This is a genomic window from Sinorhizobium fredii (genome assembly GCF_002944405.1).
Taxonomy (GTDB): domain Bacteria; phylum Pseudomonadota; class Alphaproteobacteria; order Rhizobiales; family Rhizobiaceae; genus Sinorhizobium; species Sinorhizobium fredii_C.
Map to the genome: position 1 here is coordinate 2,586,520 of NZ_CP024307.1, position 15,471 is coordinate 2,601,990.

Genomic DNA, 15,471 nt, shown 5'->3' on the forward strand with positions numbered 1-15,471 from the left:
AGGTGCCAGCAGGCGGATAAGGGGCCATCCTTTTTCGCCTGATCTAGCAGTAAGCCGCTTACATCCGCACCCGCTCCGCCTTCGGATCGTACATCGGCTTCAGCGACGCCTCGGCTTTCACCCGCGTTCCAGCGATCTCGATCTCGTAATTGGACGCCAGCACATCCGCGGCGCTCTCGCCGCTACAGGGCACGTAACCAAGGCCGACCGCGCCGCCGAGGTGGTGGCCGTAATTGCCGGACGTGATCGTCCCGGCAATCTCGCCATCGCGAACGATCGCTTCGTTGTGGAAGAGAAGCGGCTCCGGTTCGGCGAGCCGGAATTGCACCAGCCGGCGGGATAGGCCCTTCTCCTGCTTGGCGAGCACCGCCTCACGGCCGATGAATTCGCCCTTGTCGGCCTTCACGGCAAAGCCGAGACCGGCTTCGAGCACATGATCCTCGTCGGTGATGTCATGGCCGAAATGACGGAACGCCTTCTCGATGCGGCAGCTGTCGAGCGTGTGAAGGCCACAGAGCTTAAGGCCGACATCTTGCCCCGCGGCCTCCAACGCCTCGAAGGCATGGGCCGCCTGATCGGTCGACACGTAGAGCTCCCAGCCAAGCTCGCCGACATAGGTGACGCGGTGGGCGCGGGCGAGGCCCATGCCGATCTCGATCTCGCGCGCCGTTCCGAAAGGATGCGCCTGATTGGAGAAATCGTTCGGGCTCACCTTCTGCATCAGTTCGCGCGCTTTCGGCCCCATGATACAGAGCACGCATTCGGCAGCCGTCACATCGGTAATAACCACGAACTCGTCGCGAAGATGCCTGCGCAGCCAGGCGAGATCGCGCTGCAGCGTCGAGCCCGGTACGACGAGCAGGAAGGCGGTTTCCGAAAGCCGGGTGACGGTCAGGTCGCTCTCGATGCCGCCGCGGGCGTTGAGCATCTGCGTGTAGATGATGCGACCGGCTTCGACATTCAGCTCATTGGCGCAGAGGCGCTGCAGGAACGAAAGCGCATCACGGCCCTCCACCCGGATCTTGCCGAACGACGTCATGTCGAAGAGACCGACTCCATTGCGGACGGCGAGATGCTCGGCCCGCTGGTTATCGAACCAGTTCTGCCGTTTCCAGGAATAGCGATACTCGCGCTCCTGGCCGTCTTTCGCAAACCAATTGGCGCGCTCCCATCCGGCAACCTCGCCGAAGACGGCGCCGCGCGCCTTCAGATGCTCGTGCAGCGGCGAGCGGCGGACACCGCGCGCCGTCGCCATCTGCCGATAGGGGAAGTGATCGGCATAGAGCAGCCCGAGCGTCTCCGACACCCGCTCCTTGAGATAGGCGCGGTTTTTCTGGAATGGCTGGGCGCGGCGGATATCGACCTCCCAGAGATCAAAGGGCGGCTCGCCGTCGTTCATCCATTGCGCCAGCGCCATGCCGGCGCCGCCGGACGAAACGATGCCGATCGAGTTGTAGCCCGCGGCCACCCAATAGCCTTTAAGCTCCGGCGCCTCGCCGAGATAGTAGCGGTCGTCGGGCGTAAAGCTCTCCGGACCGTTGAAGAAGGTGTGAATGCCCGCGGTCTCCAGCATCGGCATCCGGTTGACGGCCATTTCGAGGATAGGGGCAAAATGGTCGAAATCCTCCGGCAACTGGTCGAAGCAGAAGTCCTCGCGGATGCCGTCCATGCCCCAGGGCTTTGCCTTGAGCTCGAAGGCACCGACCAGCATCTTGCCGGCGTCCTCCTTGTAATAGGTGCACTCGTCCGGGACGCGCAGGACCGGCAGGCGAGCGAGGCCCGGAATGGCCTCGGTGACGATGTAGAAATGCTCGCAGGCGTGCAGCGGAACGGTGACGCCCAATTGGCGGGCCAGTTCCCTGCCCCACATTCCGCCGCAGTTGACGACAGTTTCCGTCTCGATCGTGAAGCTCTCGCCGTTCTGCTCGCAGGTGACGCCGGTCACACGGCCATCCTTCGTCGTCACCGACGTGACCTTCACGCCTTCGATGATCGTCGCGCCGTGCTGCCGCGCGCCTTTGGCCAGCGCCATGGCGATGTTGGCCGGGTCGCACTGCCCGTCGAGCGGAAGGTGCACCGCCGCCTTGATGTCGGAAACGTTGAGGTGAGGATACATCTCCTTCACCTCTCTGGACGTGATCTCGCGAACATCGACGTCGAAGGCGCGGGCGAGCGAAGCCTGGCGGTAGATTTCTTCCTTGCGCTCATCGGTGAGCGCCACGGTGATAGAGCCGTTCTGGCGCATGCCGGTGGCGATGCCCGTTTCTGCCTCCAGCTTGACGTAAAGGTCGGCCGAATATTTCGCGAGCCGCGTCATGTTTTGCGAGGCGCGAAGCTGGCCGATCAGCCCGGCTGCGTGCCAGGTTGTGCCCGAGGTCAGCTGCTTGCGTTCGAGCAGCACGACGTCCGTCCAGCCGAGCTTCGACAGGTGATAGGCGACCGAACAGCCGGAAACGCCGCCGCCGATTATGACCACGCGGGCCTTTTCAGGGATGGGCTTCGTCATGCTTTCAGTCTTTCATTCGAGGGATCCCAGAGCGGCTGATCCGGCTGAACGATTGCCTTGAAACGCTCTCCGAAAATCTCGACCTCGATTTCCTGGCCGGGCGCGGCTAGATCGGCACGCAGCATGCCGAGCGCGATCGATTTGCTGACGCGATAGCCCCAGTTTCCGGAAGTGGTCTCGCCGACCACTTCGCCGCCCGACCAGAGCGACGACATATAGGGCGCATCGCACTCGCTGGCCTCGACCGTCAGCGTGACGAAGCGCTTGGTGGCACCCCGCTGCTTCTCGCGCTCGAGCGCCGCCTTGCCCTTGAAGCTCGGCTTCGACCAGTCGACGAAGCGTTCGAGCCCGCCCTGAAGGACGGTGTAGTCGGTCGAAAGGTCGCCCTTCCAGGCGCGGTAGCCCTTTTCGATGCGTAGGCTGTCGAGCGCCTCCATGCCGAAGGGCTTGAGGCCGTGTTTCTGGCCGGCCTCCCAGACGGCATTGAAGATCGCTGCGGTGTCCTCGACCTTGGTGTGGATTTCCCAGCCGAGCTCGCCGGCAAAGGAGACTCGCACGAGTTGGCAATAGCGCCCGGCGATCTCAGCCGTCTGATGCGTCAGCCATCCCTTCGAAAGGTCGCCACCGGAAACCTCGGCAAGGATGTCGCGCGATTTCGGACCGGTGAGGATCTGGCAGGAGAAATTCGCGGTCACATCGTCAAGCGCGAAGGGGGCATCGGCCGAACGGTGCTTCTGCAGCCACTCGAAATCATGCCACTGCGCCGTCGCCGCGGTGATCAGGAAGAAGAAATCCTCCTCGATCGCCATCACCGACATTTCCGTGATGATGCGGCCCTTCTCATCGGCGAAATAGGCAAGGCCGATGCGCCCCGGTTTCGGCACGCGGCCGGTGATGAGCTCGGACAGCCACTTGCGGGCACCCTCACCTTTCAGCCGAAAGCGCGAGAAACCCGGCAGGTCGAGAATACCCGCAGCATCGCGCACCGCCAAACACTCCTCCTCGATGCGCTTCGCCCAGGGGCCCTCGCGGCCCCAGGTCTGCGTCGCCGCGTCGGAGATATCGTCGCCGGGCTTCGCGTACCACATGGCCCGCTCCCAGCCGTTATAGGGCTTGAACTGCGCGCCAAGCGCGGCGATGCGGTCGTGGATAGGCGACAGCTTCTTGTTACGCCCGGCCTGCCAGTAGTGTTTTGGGAAATGCATCGCGTATTCATGGCCGTAGATCTCCTTGCCCTTGGCGATGCAATAGTCTTGATCGGTATAGTCGGTGTAGCGCCGCGGATCGCAGGACCACATGTCCCATTCCGTCTGGCCCTCCGTCACCCATTCGGCCAGCACCTTGCCGGCGCCGCCCGCCTGGCAGATGCCGAAAGTGAAGACGCAGGCCTCGAAGGCGTTCGGCACGCCCGGCATCGGCCCGATCAGCGGATTTCCGTCCGGCGCATAGGGGATCGGTCCGTTGATCACCCGGGAAAGCCCGGCGGTCCCGAGGATCGGCACTCGCTCGACCGCATCGTTCAGATACCATTCCAACCTTTCCAGATCGTCCGGGAAGAGCTGGAAGGAAAAATCCTCCGGCATCGGATCGTCGGGCGCCGTCCAGTGGGCACGGCAATTCCGCTCGTAAGGCCCTAGATTCATGCCGAATTTCTCCTGCCGGAGATAGTAGGAGGAGTCGACGTCGCGGAGCAGCGGCAGCTTGCGCCCGGCCTCCTTCGACCAGGCGGCAAGTTCCGGGATCTCGTCGAAGAGGATGTACTGATGGCTCATCACCATCATAGGCACGTCGCGGCCGAACATTTTGCCGACCTCGCGCGCGTAGTAGCCGGCAGCGTTCACCACATATTCGCAGCGGATTTCTCCTTGCGGCGTGGTGATCACCCATTCGTCGCTCTCGCGCCGTGCCGCCGTCGCCGGACAGAAGCGGATGATTTTCGCGCCCATGTCGCGCGCACCCTTGGCCAGCGCCTGGGTAAGCTGCGCCGGGTCGATATCACCGTCATAGGGATCATAGAGCGCCCCCGTCAGTTGGTGCGTCTCGAGGAAGGGATAGCGGCTGCGCATCTCATCGGGCGTCAGGATGTCGAGGTCCATGCCCTGGTAGCGGCCCATGCCGACGACGCGCTTGAATTCCTGCAACCGCTCCTTCGAATGACCGAGACGGATCGACCCGGTGACGTGGTAGTTCATCGGGTAGTCGATCAGCTGCCCAAGCTCGCGATAGAGCGACGCCGAATAGCGCTGCATGTTCATGATCGACCAGGAGGAGGAGAAGGTCGGAACATTTCCGGCCGCATGCCAGGTCGAGCCGGCGGTGAGCTCGTTCTTCTCCAGCAGCACGCAATCGGTCCAGCCGGCCCTGGCAAGATGGTAAAGCGAGGACGCGCCGACCGCTCCTCCGCCTATAATGACGACACGCGCGTGAGACGGCAAATTCGACATGCGTAATTCCCTCTTTTGACCGGATATTTGACGAGGAGTCCGAGGCCATCAAGCAGGGAGAATCGGCTTTATTAATTGACATTTTCGATTAGATTGATTGCAGCATGCGTGAGGAGCAGCCCCAAGATGCAAGTCGATCTGATCGAAACCTTTCTGGATCTGATGGAGACGCGGAATTTCAACCGCACCGCCGAGCGGCTGAACATCACCCAGTCGACGGTTTCCCACCGCATCAAGGCGCTCGAGGCCCAGTTCAGCCGCAAGCTCTTTACCCGCAACAAGGGCGGCACGGTCCCGACCGCCTCGGGCCTGCGCTTTCTCGACTATGCGAAGGCCCTGCAGAATCAATGGCATGAGGCAACGCGCGCAGTCGCGAGCGCCGGCGCCTTGGAGCGCTCGATGCGGCTCGGCATCCAGCACGATCTCGCGGAAGCATTTGCCGGCCAATGGGTGGCGGCCATCCGGCGCGAATTGCCTGCAACGGAAATCTATATGGAGGCGGATTACTCGAACCAGATGAATCGCGATCTTGCCGCCGGGGAACTCGACCTGGCGCTTCTCTTTACACCGCATTATTTGCCTGACCTTCATTACGAACGGATCGGCGAACTGCATTACGTGCTGGTCAGCACCGAGGCCGGCGACCTGGCCGGCGTGAAGCCCGAGACCTATATCCGCTCCAGCTATTCGCCCGCCTTCGACCGCGCCCATCGGCTGGCGCTGCCGCACCTCTCGGCTGCCTCGCTCGCCGCCGGGCAGAGCATGGCGATCACCGGGCTGCTGCGCACTCTCGGGGGCGCCGCCTATCTGACAATCGCCACAGCCGAGCGGCTTTCCAACGACGGGGCCGCGGTCGTGGTCGCCGATGCGCCGGTCATCCCGCAGGCCATCTACGCCGCAACGAGCCTTCGCACCCGCCACGCGCACCAGCACCGCAAGATCATCGGCGCGATGGAAGGGCTGCTCGCCAATTCGGCGACGCCGTAATGCAGATCAGAACCTGCCCTTGAACTCCGCCTTCAACCGCGCGACATCCTCTCCCGACACCCCTTGCGGATCGGTCACCGCCACCCAGGCGTCGATATAATGTTCCGGCGCGTAGACGTGGCCGTAACCGATCGGCGAGGTCGTGGCCAAAGCCATGTCGGCGAGGAGCTGCAGGCCGGTGACGACGGGAAACCAATTCAAGGCCGGAGAAACATCCGGCCCGCGCGGCGCCTTCATCCAGTCCGGCTCGCGGTACAAGGCGTGCGGATCGAAGAAGGTCACCGGATCGCTGGCATATTGCAGATAGACGATCCGCATCGCGCCCCAGTGCGCACCGGGAATATCGAGCGCGTTCTCCTGGTTGGTGAAGCGGATGATGGAACTGTCCCGGTAGCGCGGAAGCCAGGCGGGCGAACCGGCGACGCGGTCCGCCGTTACCGAGCGCCACAGCCCGCTCTGAAACGGCGGGCCGCTCCAGAGCGCACCCTGGAACGGGTCGCTGATGACATCGAAGAGATCGACAGACCCTTGTGAATTCATTGCCCCGAGACTCAATCCATGCAGATAGAGCTTGGGGCGCCGGTCCTTCGGCAGCGTGGTCCAGTAGCGGTAGACCTCGTCGAAGAGCGCGTTCGCCGCATCGGCGCCATAGCCCGGCTCGACGAGCAGCGACAGCCAACTCGTGAGGTAGGAATATTGCACCGCGACGCTCGCAACGTCACCATGCAGCAGATATTCGAGCGGATCGAGCGCTGCCGGATCGATCCAGCCGGTGCCCGTCGGAACGACGACGATCAGCGACTTGCGCTCGAAGCCTCCGGCGCGCTTCAGTTCTTCCAAAGCCAGCTTCGCTCTTTCCGGCGCCGTGTCGGCGGAGTTCAGCCCGACATAGACGCGCACGGGGTTTGACGCCGCGCCGTCGTAGAAGTCGCCGATCTGGGCGCCTGTCGGCCCCGAGGCGACAAACTGCCGCCCCTGCCGCCCAAGCTCGTCCCAGCGCACCAGCGACGCGTCGCTGCCGGTCTTGGCGGGATCGGTCGGGGGCGCGACGTCGGGATCGATCAGCGCATCGAGCTGCTGGAACGAACTGTCGGCGGCACGAAGCGCTAACTCGAAGATCACGCCATTTGCCAGCGACCAAAAGAGCGCGAGGGCGACCAGCCCACCAAGGGCGTTGGCGATCGGTCGCGTCAGGAAAACTTGCAGCCAGCGAGAAAGAACGCTGAAGGTGAACCGGAAGAGCCGTGCCAGGAAGATGAGAGCGGCGAACACCATGGAGGCTATGAGGCCGAGTTTGATGGGCTCGGCGCTTTCGATGCGCTCAAGCCCCATGATGCCACGGACGGTATTTTGCCACCCGGCTGCCTGCCAGAGAAACACGGCAGCTGCCGCTATGCAGACGATGGCGGCAGCGATCTTCAGCGTGCGCGCCCGCCGCGTCGTTGGCTCGGGCAGTTCGAAAAAGGACCAGAGCCAGCGCAGGAATGTCCCGATTGCGTAGCCGGCGGCGAGCGAAGCGCCGGAAATCACCGCCTGAATCAGATAGGGATGAGGAATGAGGCTCGGGGTCAACGAGACCGCGAAAAAGATCACGCCGACAAGCAGGCCGCTCGTCGAAAAGGACCGCAAGAGGTTTGCCAGATAGCGCGGGGCAGGCCGCGTCGCCGTCGACAGGTCCGTCTGTTGAAGGTGTTCCATGGCGGGCCTCCACGCTGCGGCATTGTCACTTTGTCGCGCGATAGCCAAGCGACGCATTACGGCAATGTCGCCTTCCGCTCCCGCACAGTCAATCGGCACAACCCGACGATGAGCGGCAGTCACGCGCTAGATCCTCCTTTCCTTGATCGTGTTCATCACGAAGCTCGTCTCGATCGAGGCGACGCATTTCAGCCGGGCGATCTTCTCCTTGATGAAGCGCTCATAGTGATCGAGGCCGGAACTCATCACCTTCAGCACGTAGTCGCGCGAGCCGGTGACGAGGTGGCATTCGAGCACCTCGTCCCAGTCGCGGATCGCCTCTTCGAACATGACGATCTCGTCCTCGTGCTGGCGGCTGAGGCGGACCGTGGCGATCGCCGTCATCGTCCAGCCTTCGATGACCGGATCGACGAGCGCCGTATAGCCGCGGATGACGCCGGTTTCCTCCAGACGCCTGATCCGCCTGAGGCAGGGAGACGCAGAAAGGCCGACGCGCTCGGCCAGTTCGTTGTTGGTGATCCGGGCATCGGCGACCAGTTCCTTCAGGATGCGGCGATCCATCTCGTCGGCAATTTTCTGCGTCATCTTGCTGTAACCTCGGCAAAAACTTGCGCTCATCAAAACGAAGTGATCGCAAATAGCAAGGATCAGCCCCGGCCGTTTGATATAAATTGGCGGATAGTGGAGTCCGCTAGCGCCCAGGGAGAGAAACCATGACCGCGCCGCATCCGTCGAAGACCCATATCGGCAACCACAAACTGCATCCCGAGACGCTGATGCTGAACTACGGTTACGATCCCGAGCTCTCGGAAGGCGCCGTCAAGCCCCCGGTGTTCCTGACTTCCACCTTCGTGTTCCACTCCGCCGAGGAAGGCCGCGACTTCTTCGATTTCGTCTCGGGACGGCGCGAACCGCCGGCGGGCGTCGGTGCCGGGCTCGTCTATTCCCGTTTCAATCACCCGAACAGCGAGATCGTCGAGGATCGGCTTGCCATATACGAACGCGCCGAGGCCGGCGCGCTCTTCTCCTCCGGCATGTCGGCAATCGCCACGACCCTGCTTGCCTTCGTGCGGCCCGGCGACGCAATCCTGCATTCACAGCCGCTATACGGCGGCACCGAGACGCTGCTCGCCAAGACCTTTCTCAATCTCGGCATCCACGCAGTCGGCTTTGCCGACGGCGTCGATGAAGCGGCCGTCAGCGCCGCCGCCGAGGAGGCCATGAGCAGGGGCCGGGTCGCCGCGGTCCTCGTCGAAACGCCGGCCAATCCCACCAACAGCCTCGTCGACGTCGCGATGATCCGCCGCATTGCCGAAAAGATCGGCGAAAGACAGGGGCAAAGGCCGATCGTCGCCTGCGACAACACCCTGCTCGGCCCGGTCTTCCAGCACCCGATCGACCACGGCGCGGACCTGTCGCTCTATTCGCTCACCAAGTATGTCGGCGGCCACTCCGACCTGATCGCCGGCGCCGTGCTCGGCTCGAAGGCGCTGATCAAACAGGTGAAGGCGCTGCGCGGCTCGATCGGCACGCAGCTCGACCCGCATTCCTGCTGGATGCTCGGCCGGTCGCTCGAAACGCTGTCGGTCCGGATGGAGAAGGCGAACGAGAATGCCCGGATCGTCGCCGAGTTCCTGCGCGACCACCCGAAGGTCGAAGGGATCCACTATCTGCCCTTCCACGACGAAGCCTCGCCGGTCGGGCGGACCTTTGCCGCGCAATGCACCGGCGCCGGCTCGACCTTCTCCTTCGACATCGCCGGCGGCCAGGAGGCAGCCTTCCGTTTCTTGAACGCCCTGCAGATCTTCAAGCTCGCCGTCAGCCTCGGGGGCACGGAATCCCTTGCGAGCCACCCGGCGGCGATGACTCATTCGGGCGTGCCGATCGAGGTGCGGCGCCGGATCGGCGTGCTCGAATCGACTATCCGCCTGTCGATCGGCATCGAGCATCCGGACGACCTCGTCGCCGACGTCGCGAACGCTCTGACGACCGTCTGATCCATTGAGCGGGGGCCGTCCCCCGATCAATGCGTCAGAATATTGACTACGTTGCCGAACGGATCGCGCACGAAGAAGCGTCGCACACCCCAGGGTTCGTCAGTGATGTCATAGACGATTTCGATGCCGGCCGCCTTCGCGCGCCGATAGACTTCGTCGACATCGTCCACCTCGATCGAGAGCGCCGGCACCGGCGTTCCCGATCCGCCTTCAATGGCAAAGCTGACCTGCGGCATTGCCGATCCGCCTTCCGCCGCAAAGGTGACCAGCCAGCCGTGATCCATCACCACGTTGAGGCCAAGCAGATCCGTATAGAAACTGCGCGCGCGTTGCGGATCGGATACTTGAAGATTGGGCACGATGCGTCGGACTGCCATTGGACCCTCCCCAGTTTCATCGTCCTCTTTCCTAGGCTTCAGCCGCGTTGAAAGCCAAGCGTGAAAAGGGCGAGCGAAGCTATCGAAGCGATCGTGCGGACATGGTTCCACCAGACCCAATCGGTCAAGTAGCGCTGCTGCCAGACTTCGGTGGCGGCCTCGACCGAAGTGGCATTCGCCAGCGCGTTGTTGAGCGGAACGTTAAAGACCATCGTCACCGCGAATGTGCCGGCGAGGTAGACGAGTCCGCCCGCCGCCAGGAGATAGCTCCCCTCCCCGCCCCAGATGAAAGCGGCAGCTATGAGGATCACGCCGAGCAGCGCCGTGCCCATGAAGGCGGCGAAGAACAACGGATTCTGGATCACGACGTTGATCGCGTTCATGGCAGCAACGCCCTGCTCCGCCGGCAATCGCCGCAGCGCCTGCATGATGCAGACGGAAAAGACGAAGAAGAGCCCGGCCATAAGTCCGGATCCGATGACGGCGGCAAAGGACAGGGCAGGAACAAGGGCAAGCATCGCACGGACCCCGGGTCGATCGCGCGGCCTGCGGCCGCACGCGCTGCCCAAGAGATAACCGACCAATGCGATATAGTCATCAGGAGTTGTTCCCCATGTGGCGGGCAACGCGAAATGCGCGCAACCCTCTCCTCCACTTTCCACCGCGGCGCGATTGACATCATTGTCGGCCACACCTAATCATCGCTGATCGGTTGGTTCCCGGAATGCGAACGTGTTTCGGGAGTAAACGGGAATGTGACGGATGGACCCAAGCTGGGCATCTCAATCACTGCCGACCCCGCGACTGTAGAGCAGCGTGAATTTGCCGTTCCGGAGCAATCCGGAAGAAGCCACTGGAACAGCCGCGAGAGGGCGGTTCGGTTCTGGGAAGGCGAGGCAAATCCTTGGTGACTAGGCTAGCCTGGGCACCTGACGCTGCGAGCCAGGAAACCTGCCAAGCGATACGGGCATAGTGCCCAAGGGGAATATCCCATTGCCATCACGGAGGTTGTCATGGCTACGTCTACAGTTTCGAGCATTCCGCTCTCCCTCAGCGACCGTCTGACCGCGGGCATCATCGCCCTCATGATCGGTGGCTTCCTCGTTTTCGGTGCCGGCCTGGCGAATTCGGCCGTGCTGCACGACACGGCACACGACACGCGCCATTCCTACGGCTTCCCCTGCCACTAAGCGAAGTCATGGAGCGCCTGCCGCGTTCCATACCAAACGATACAACAATCGACCCTCCGGTGCTCGGAGCGCGCGTCGTGCGTCTGGCACGCGCCCGCGCCTTCAAGCGCCGGCTTGCGTCGATGGAATCGGGCCGGCTTACCGCAAGGCGGCCACGCCCGCTGAGGAAAATCGACAATGATCGTCAAGACACTTCTGGCCGCGGTCGTGGCCGGGCTGATCGCCGGCGTCTTCATGACCGGCGCCCAGGAATTGCGGATCACGCCGCTTATCCTGCATGCGGAAGAATTCGAGGGCGAAGCGCCGGCTGCAACCGGGCAGCCCGCCGGCGAGCAGCCGGCCACGGATCATCAGCAGCATTCGTCGCTGAAAGGATCCCAGATGTTAGGCGAGATGCTCGCAGCACTTTCGCCGGTCACCCCCGCCTATGCCCATGAGGGCGAAGAACACGAGGAAGGCGGCATCATGTTCGGCATGAGCCGCTTTTCCGGCACGCTTGCCGCCAATCTCGTCACCGGCGCCGGCTTCTCGTTGCTGCTTGCAGGCATCAGCCTGATGATCGGCTACCCGATCACGCTTGCCAATGGCGCGCTCTGGGGCGCCTTCGGCTGGCTCGCCGTGCACCTGCTTCCGGCCGTAGGCCTGCCGCCGGAACTGCCGGGCTTTCCGGCGGCCGAGCTTGGCGACCGGCAGCTCTGGTGGGGGGCGACGGTGCTACTCTCGGCCGTGGGACTCTATCTGCTGGCACTCCGCCCGGAAATCGTCGCCAAGCTCGCGGGTCTCGTCCTAGTCGCCGCTCCCCATCTTTATGGTGCGCCGCAGCCGCTCGACATTTCCAGCAACGTGCCGGCTGTGCTCGGCGCCGAGTTCGCCGTCGCCGCGCTTGCGACGACGCTCGCCTTCTGGCTGGTGCTCGGCATCGTCTCCGGTTTCATCAACGACCGGTTTCTCCGGGCGCACTAACCGGCCCCCGCGCCTTCGCCGCTTGTCCTCTCCCCGCCTGCGGGCAGCACGCGGGGAGAAGGCAAGGGTCTCATTTGCTATCGAGCAGGTGGGCCCGCAGCATCTCTCGTCGAAGCTCGGGCTCGAGCAGCACGCAGGTGTCGCAGAAGCTGCCGCCCTCGGCACGATAGAAAAGGCAACAACCGCCGCGGATCCGGTAGGTCCTGGAGCGAAGCTCTCCCCCACTGCCGGAGGCCGCTTCGATCTTTTCGTAGTGAAGCTGCCGCGAGGCAAGCGGCGAGTGGGCCCTTTTGACGATCGCCAGCGCCTGCCCCGTCGCCCTGTCCTCCCGTTGCCGCCGCCGCCCGATCTCCAGGAAAGCGCCGGCGAGACTGTCCGCGGCCAACCGCCATTGCGCGCGCGCTGACAGGCCGCAGCGGCGTTTCAGCAGCGCGATCACCGGCTTCAGATGCGCAACGAAGGCATCGTGAAAGCGTCGAGTCGGCTCGTCCGGCTCGATCTCACTCTCGCTCCGCGGAAGGTCGACGAGGAAATGAAAGCGGCCGGCCACAAGCGACCTCCCGTCGCGGGCACGCAAATAGGTTTCGAAACGCAGGCCCGCGACCACCGGAACAAGGCCGCTCACAAGATAGATCGCGCCCGCCGCAAGGCTCAGCTGATGGCTGTAGAAGGCGACCAGGTGCGCCGCTCGAATCTTATCGTCCATGCCGGACGCGAAACGGTCCTGATAGGCCAGGCAGGTCTCGAGGTTTGCCGGCTTCGACCAGAAAGCGTCTGGCGATTGGAAATGTGCGTCAGAGGTCGCGACCGAACAGGCGACCTCCGGAATGGAGGCCGCCAGCCATTCGATAGCGGCAGCCGCCTCCATGACCGCTCTGCTTTCCCGCTGCCGATGCCCCTGCCCCATGCTCCGTCCCATCAAGCCGCGCCGGGTGTCAGCCAGCCCCCTTCGAATCCAGCCCTTTTCAGCCCCCGGCTGAAGACCGGGATACTGCGCGTCAGTTCCCAGATGAGGCCGCTTCTCCAGTTCTCGATCATCATGACGGACAGCCCCTGGTCAAGCCCGACAATCCTGTCGTCGACCCAGCCCTCGCGCCCTGCGCCCGGCAGGCTCGGATTGAAGCCGCCGGGAAGGCGGCCGTCGCGAAGCAGTGCCGGATAATGCGCGAGCAGATGCGAAAGGCTATCCAGGCAGTCGTCCGGTGCGAAGGGCAGTCCGGCAAGCGGAGCCCAAGGGACCAGGGTCCCGTCATCGGCGCCGAACGGAGCGCCTCGTGCCGCATAGCCCAGAAGCCTCTGCCGCCGGCCGTCACGCAGCCGCATCCAGCCCTTCGGCGCATGGCAGGCGCTGAAGCCCCAGAGGTTGCGGCAATAGCCGGAAAAGCCATGAGGATTCTCTTCCGCATGCGCCCGCTGAAGCGCGATCGCTCGGCAGCTGTTCGCGAAATAGTCGCTGCTTGCCGCCCGCATTCCCGTATCGCCTATGCCTCGGAAGTCGATCCAGGCATGGGGAAAGAGGTGGATGAACAACGCGCCCGCGTGCAGGTGCGACATCCCGCCAATCGTCAGCCATTCATGTGCCACCGAATAGGCGCCGTAGTTCTCCGGCGCAATGGGTAGGCTAGTGGAGCCTAGCGCCAGGACATAGAGGAGCAGCGCCTCGCTATAGCCGCGCCAACGGTGCTTCAGGAAACGCCCCGGCGGCATCCAGCCCATCGTCAGAGTATCGCCGCGGTTGAGCGCCCAGGCCCAATCCGCCCGCTCATATAGTCGCGCTGCAAGACTGCGGATTTCCGTTTCGTTCGGATCTGGCCCCGAGAAATAGGCCGCGGCCGTCAGTGCGCCGGCCAGAAGCAGCGCCGTGTCGATGGTCGAGAGTTCGCTGTTCCAGGCGCGCTCGCCCGTTCGCATGTCCAGAAAATGAAAGTAGAAGCCGCGGTATCCCGTTGCGAGCCTATCGCTCCCCTGCCGGCTGCCATCAAGAAAGCGCAAGGTCGTGAGTACGCGGTGACCTGCATCCCCCCGCCGCATCCAACCGCGCTCGACGGCGACCGGATAGCAGGACAGTCCGAAGCCGGTGGCCGCGATACTCGATGGCGACCCCGCCCGCGAGGTGTCGGCGACGAGCCCCGTTCGCGCATCGGTGTAATCAAGGAAATACTCAAAGGCGGCGCGTTGCAGCCGATCGGCGAGGGCGATGTTCTCCGGCGGGAAATGAAGCATGGCGAGGTTCTGTTGGACGATCATGGCCAGATTGGGTGCAAGCGGCGCCGGCGACAGCGTTGGAAGATGCGAATTGGCCCCTTTTTTCAAAGTGACCGTTCGAGCCGCTTCCCTCTCTCAGACGCCAATCAAATAATATTGAGATCGCGGCCGACCGGGACAGTCGCCGATTTGCAATCCTGTGGTACATTCTGTTTTGAAGCTCGACGGTTTTGAGACGCGGGCTCGGAAGTCCGACTGTAGATCATGACGATTGGCGGATGCGATGTTGAGCATGCTGGCATTGATCATGGCGCTCAGTGGCAGCCCGATGCAGACGGCCGCCACGCCCCCGAATGTCGATGTGGAGCTGGTTCTCGCTGTCGACATGTCCGGCTCGATGGACATGGAGGAAGCGCGGGTGCAGCGTTCCGGCTATGTGCAGGCGCTTAGGCATCCGGATTTCATCAACGCGGTAAAGGGGGGATATCTCGGCCGCATTGCCATCGGCTATTTCGAATGGGCGGGCATGGTGAACGAGGCTTCTGTCGTCACGTGGCAGGTGATCGAAGGTGCCGAGGATGCCGAAGCCTTCGCGGCCAAGCTCGAGGCCCGGCCGATCGGAACGCGGCGCGGCACCTCGATTTCGAACGCGATCATCTTCGGCACGAGTCTGATCGATACCAATGCCTTTTCGGGCGTGCGCCGCGTCATCGACATTTCCGGCGATGGCCCCAACAATACCGGGCCGCCCGTCGCCCCTGCCCGCAACGACGCGGTTGCGCGAGGCATTGTCATCAACGGTCTCTCGATCCTGATCCGCCCGTCCGTGTCGACCGGTCCGCTCGATCAGTATTATGCGGAATGCGTGATCGGCGGGCCCGGCTCCTTCGTTCTTCCGGTGCACGAGGCAGAGGATTTCGCAATCGCCATCCGTCAGAAGCTGATCCTCGAGGTGAGCGGGGTGGCGCCTCCCCTTAGGCTCAGCTTCGCTGCGACCGAGACGGCAACGGATTGCATGATCGGTGAAAAGCTACGGCCAGGCTTTCTCGACAGGGTCTATCCGGAACTCGACCGGTAAGCCTTTGGCTGAAAGACTCTGCCGCG

Annotated in this window: 13 protein-coding genes and 1 riboswitch; of the genes, 5 read left to right on the forward strand and 8 right to left on the reverse strand. The window is 63.4% G+C overall.

Translation table 11 applies throughout. The features are described from left to right. Nucleotides 1-58: 58 nt before the first annotated feature. Both NXT3_RS12720 and NXT3_RS12725 read right to left on the reverse strand, forming a co-directional pair. Entirely contained in the window at nt 59-2,506 is a 2,448-nt protein-coding gene (locus NXT3_RS12720) for a GcvT family protein (RefSeq protein ID WP_104839451.1), read from the reverse strand. Further along, nucleotides 2,503-4,950: a GcvT family protein gene (locus NXT3_RS12725; RefSeq protein ID WP_104839452.1), complete on the reverse strand. Its 2,448-nt coding sequence runs from the start codon at nt 4,948-4,950 to the stop codon at nt 2,503-2,505. Before NXT3_RS12725 ends, NXT3_RS12720 begins: the two co-directional genes overlap by 4 nt. Before the next feature lie 126 nt (nt 4,951-5,076). On the opposite strand from NXT3_RS12725, the gene NXT3_RS12730 reads away from it, so the two are divergent. Next, nucleotides 5,077-5,937 carry a LysR family transcriptional regulator gene (locus NXT3_RS12730; protein ID WP_037415210.1) on the forward strand — a complete coding sequence of 287 codons (861 nt, stop codon included), beginning with the start codon at nt 5,077-5,079 and terminating at the stop codon, nt 5,935-5,937. A gap of 6 nt (nt 5,938-5,943) precedes the next feature. On the opposite strand, the gene NXT3_RS12735 is transcribed toward NXT3_RS12730, so the two are convergent. After that, on the reverse strand, nt 5,944-7,635 hold the full coding sequence (locus tag NXT3_RS12735; protein ID WP_104839453.1) for an alpha/beta hydrolase: 1,692 nt from the start codon (nt 7,633-7,635) through the stop codon (nt 5,944-5,946). 126 nt (nt 7,636-7,761) lie between these two features. After that, nucleotides 7,762-8,220, reverse strand: coding sequence for an Lrp/AsnC family transcriptional regulator (locus NXT3_RS12740; RefSeq protein ID WP_097525283.1), 459 nt, complete (start codon nt 8,218-8,220; stop codon nt 7,762-7,764). Nucleotides 8,221-8,348: 128 nt separating this feature from the next. Here NXT3_RS12740 and NXT3_RS12745 point away from each other — a divergent pair, with 128 nt between their 5' ends. After that, complete coding sequence (locus tag NXT3_RS12745; RefSeq protein WP_037415202.1) at nt 8,349-9,632, forward strand: cystathionine gamma-synthase family protein; 1,284 nt, start codon at nt 8,349-8,351, stop codon at nt 9,630-9,632. 26 nt (nt 9,633-9,658) lie between these two features. Here the strand turns inward: NXT3_RS12745 and NXT3_RS12750 are convergent, their stop codons facing one another. Both NXT3_RS12750 and NXT3_RS12755 read right to left on the reverse strand, forming a co-directional pair. Further along, a complete protein-coding gene (locus NXT3_RS12750) occupies nt 9,659-10,009 on the reverse strand; it encodes a glyoxalase superfamily protein (protein WP_104839454.1) in 351 nt (116 codons plus the stop codon). Between the two features lie 38 nt (nt 10,010-10,047). Further along, complete coding sequence (locus tag NXT3_RS12755; protein ID WP_097525282.1) at nt 10,048-10,527, reverse strand: anthrone oxygenase family protein; 480 nt, start codon at nt 10,525-10,527, stop codon at nt 10,048-10,050. Between the two features lie 178 nt (nt 10,528-10,705). After that, a riboswitch (cobalamin riboswitch) is annotated at nt 10,706-10,982 on the forward strand. A 40-nt stretch (nt 10,983-11,022) separates the two neighbouring features. Here NXT3_RS12755 and NXT3_RS12760 point away from each other — a divergent pair. Next, nucleotides 11,023-11,199 (forward strand): CbtB domain-containing protein, encoded by a 177-nt coding sequence (locus NXT3_RS12760; protein WP_014329031.1) that lies wholly within the window; start codon nt 11,023-11,025, stop codon nt 11,197-11,199. 177 nt (nt 11,200-11,376) lie between these two features. Next, nucleotides 11,377-12,162: a CbtA family protein gene (locus NXT3_RS12765; protein ID WP_104839455.1), complete on the forward strand. Its 786-nt coding sequence runs from the start codon at nt 11,377-11,379 to the stop codon at nt 12,160-12,162. 70 nt (nt 12,163-12,232) lie between these two features. Here the strand turns inward: NXT3_RS12765 and NXT3_RS12770 are convergent, their stop codons facing one another. Beyond that, on the reverse strand, nt 12,233-13,069 hold the full coding sequence (locus NXT3_RS12770) for a ferric iron reductase (protein ID WP_234828042.1): 837 nt from the start codon (nt 13,067-13,069) through the stop codon (nt 12,233-12,235). 11 nt (nt 13,070-13,080) lie between these two features. After that, on the reverse strand, nt 13,081-14,409 hold the full coding sequence (locus tag NXT3_RS12775; protein WP_104839996.1) for a glucoamylase family protein: 1,329 nt from the start codon (nt 14,407-14,409) through the stop codon (nt 13,081-13,083). Between the two features lie 241 nt (nt 14,410-14,650). Here NXT3_RS12775 and NXT3_RS12780 point away from each other — a divergent pair, with 241 nt between their 5' ends. Continuing rightward, nucleotides 14,651-15,445, forward strand: a complete 795-nt coding sequence (locus NXT3_RS12780) for a DUF1194 domain-containing protein (RefSeq protein WP_037415187.1) — start codon at nt 14,651-14,653, stop codon at nt 15,443-15,445. Nucleotides 15,446-15,471 lie beyond the last annotated feature (26 nt).

Excerpts from the sequence above, each read along its gene's own strand:
- NXT3_RS12720 (WP_104839451.1), bottom strand. The coding sequence starts at position 2,506 with ATGACGAAGCCCATCCCTGAAAAGGCCCGCGTGGTCATAATCGGCGGC.
- NXT3_RS12725 (WP_104839452.1), bottom strand. The coding sequence starts at position 4,950 with ATGTCGAATTTGCCGTCTCACGCGCGTGTCGTCATTATAGGCGGAGGA.
- NXT3_RS12730 (WP_037415210.1), top strand. The coding sequence starts at position 5,077 with ATGCAAGTCGATCTGATCGAAACCTTTCTGGATCTGATGGAGACGCGG.
- NXT3_RS12735 (WP_104839453.1), bottom strand. The coding sequence starts at position 7,635 with ATGGAACACCTTCAACAGACGGACCTGTCGACGGCGACGCGGCCTGCC.
- NXT3_RS12740 (WP_097525283.1), bottom strand. The coding sequence starts at position 8,220 with ATGACGCAGAAAATTGCCGACGAGATGGATCGCCGCATCCTGAAGGAA.
- NXT3_RS12745 (WP_037415202.1), top strand. The coding sequence starts at position 8,349 with ATGACCGCGCCGCATCCGTCGAAGACCCATATCGGCAACCACAAACTG.
- NXT3_RS12750 (WP_104839454.1), bottom strand. The coding sequence starts at position 10,009 with ATGGCAGTCCGACGCATCGTGCCCAATCTTCAAGTATCCGATCCGCAA.
- NXT3_RS12755 (WP_097525282.1), bottom strand. The coding sequence starts at position 10,527 with ATGCTTGCCCTTGTTCCTGCCCTGTCCTTTGCCGCCGTCATCGGATCC.
- NXT3_RS12760 (WP_014329031.1), top strand. The coding sequence starts at position 11,023 with ATGGCTACGTCTACAGTTTCGAGCATTCCGCTCTCCCTCAGCGACCGT.
- NXT3_RS12765 (WP_104839455.1), top strand. The coding sequence starts at position 11,377 with ATGATCGTCAAGACACTTCTGGCCGCGGTCGTGGCCGGGCTGATCGCC.
- NXT3_RS12770 (WP_234828042.1), bottom strand. The coding sequence starts at position 13,069 with ATGGGGCAGGGGCATCGGCAGCGGGAAAGCAGAGCGGTCATGGAGGCG.
- NXT3_RS12775 (WP_104839996.1), bottom strand. The coding sequence starts at position 14,409 with ATGATCGTCCAACAGAACCTCGCCATGCTTCATTTCCCGCCGGAGAAC.
- NXT3_RS12780 (WP_037415187.1), top strand. The coding sequence starts at position 14,651 with ATGTTGAGCATGCTGGCATTGATCATGGCGCTCAGTGGCAGCCCGATG.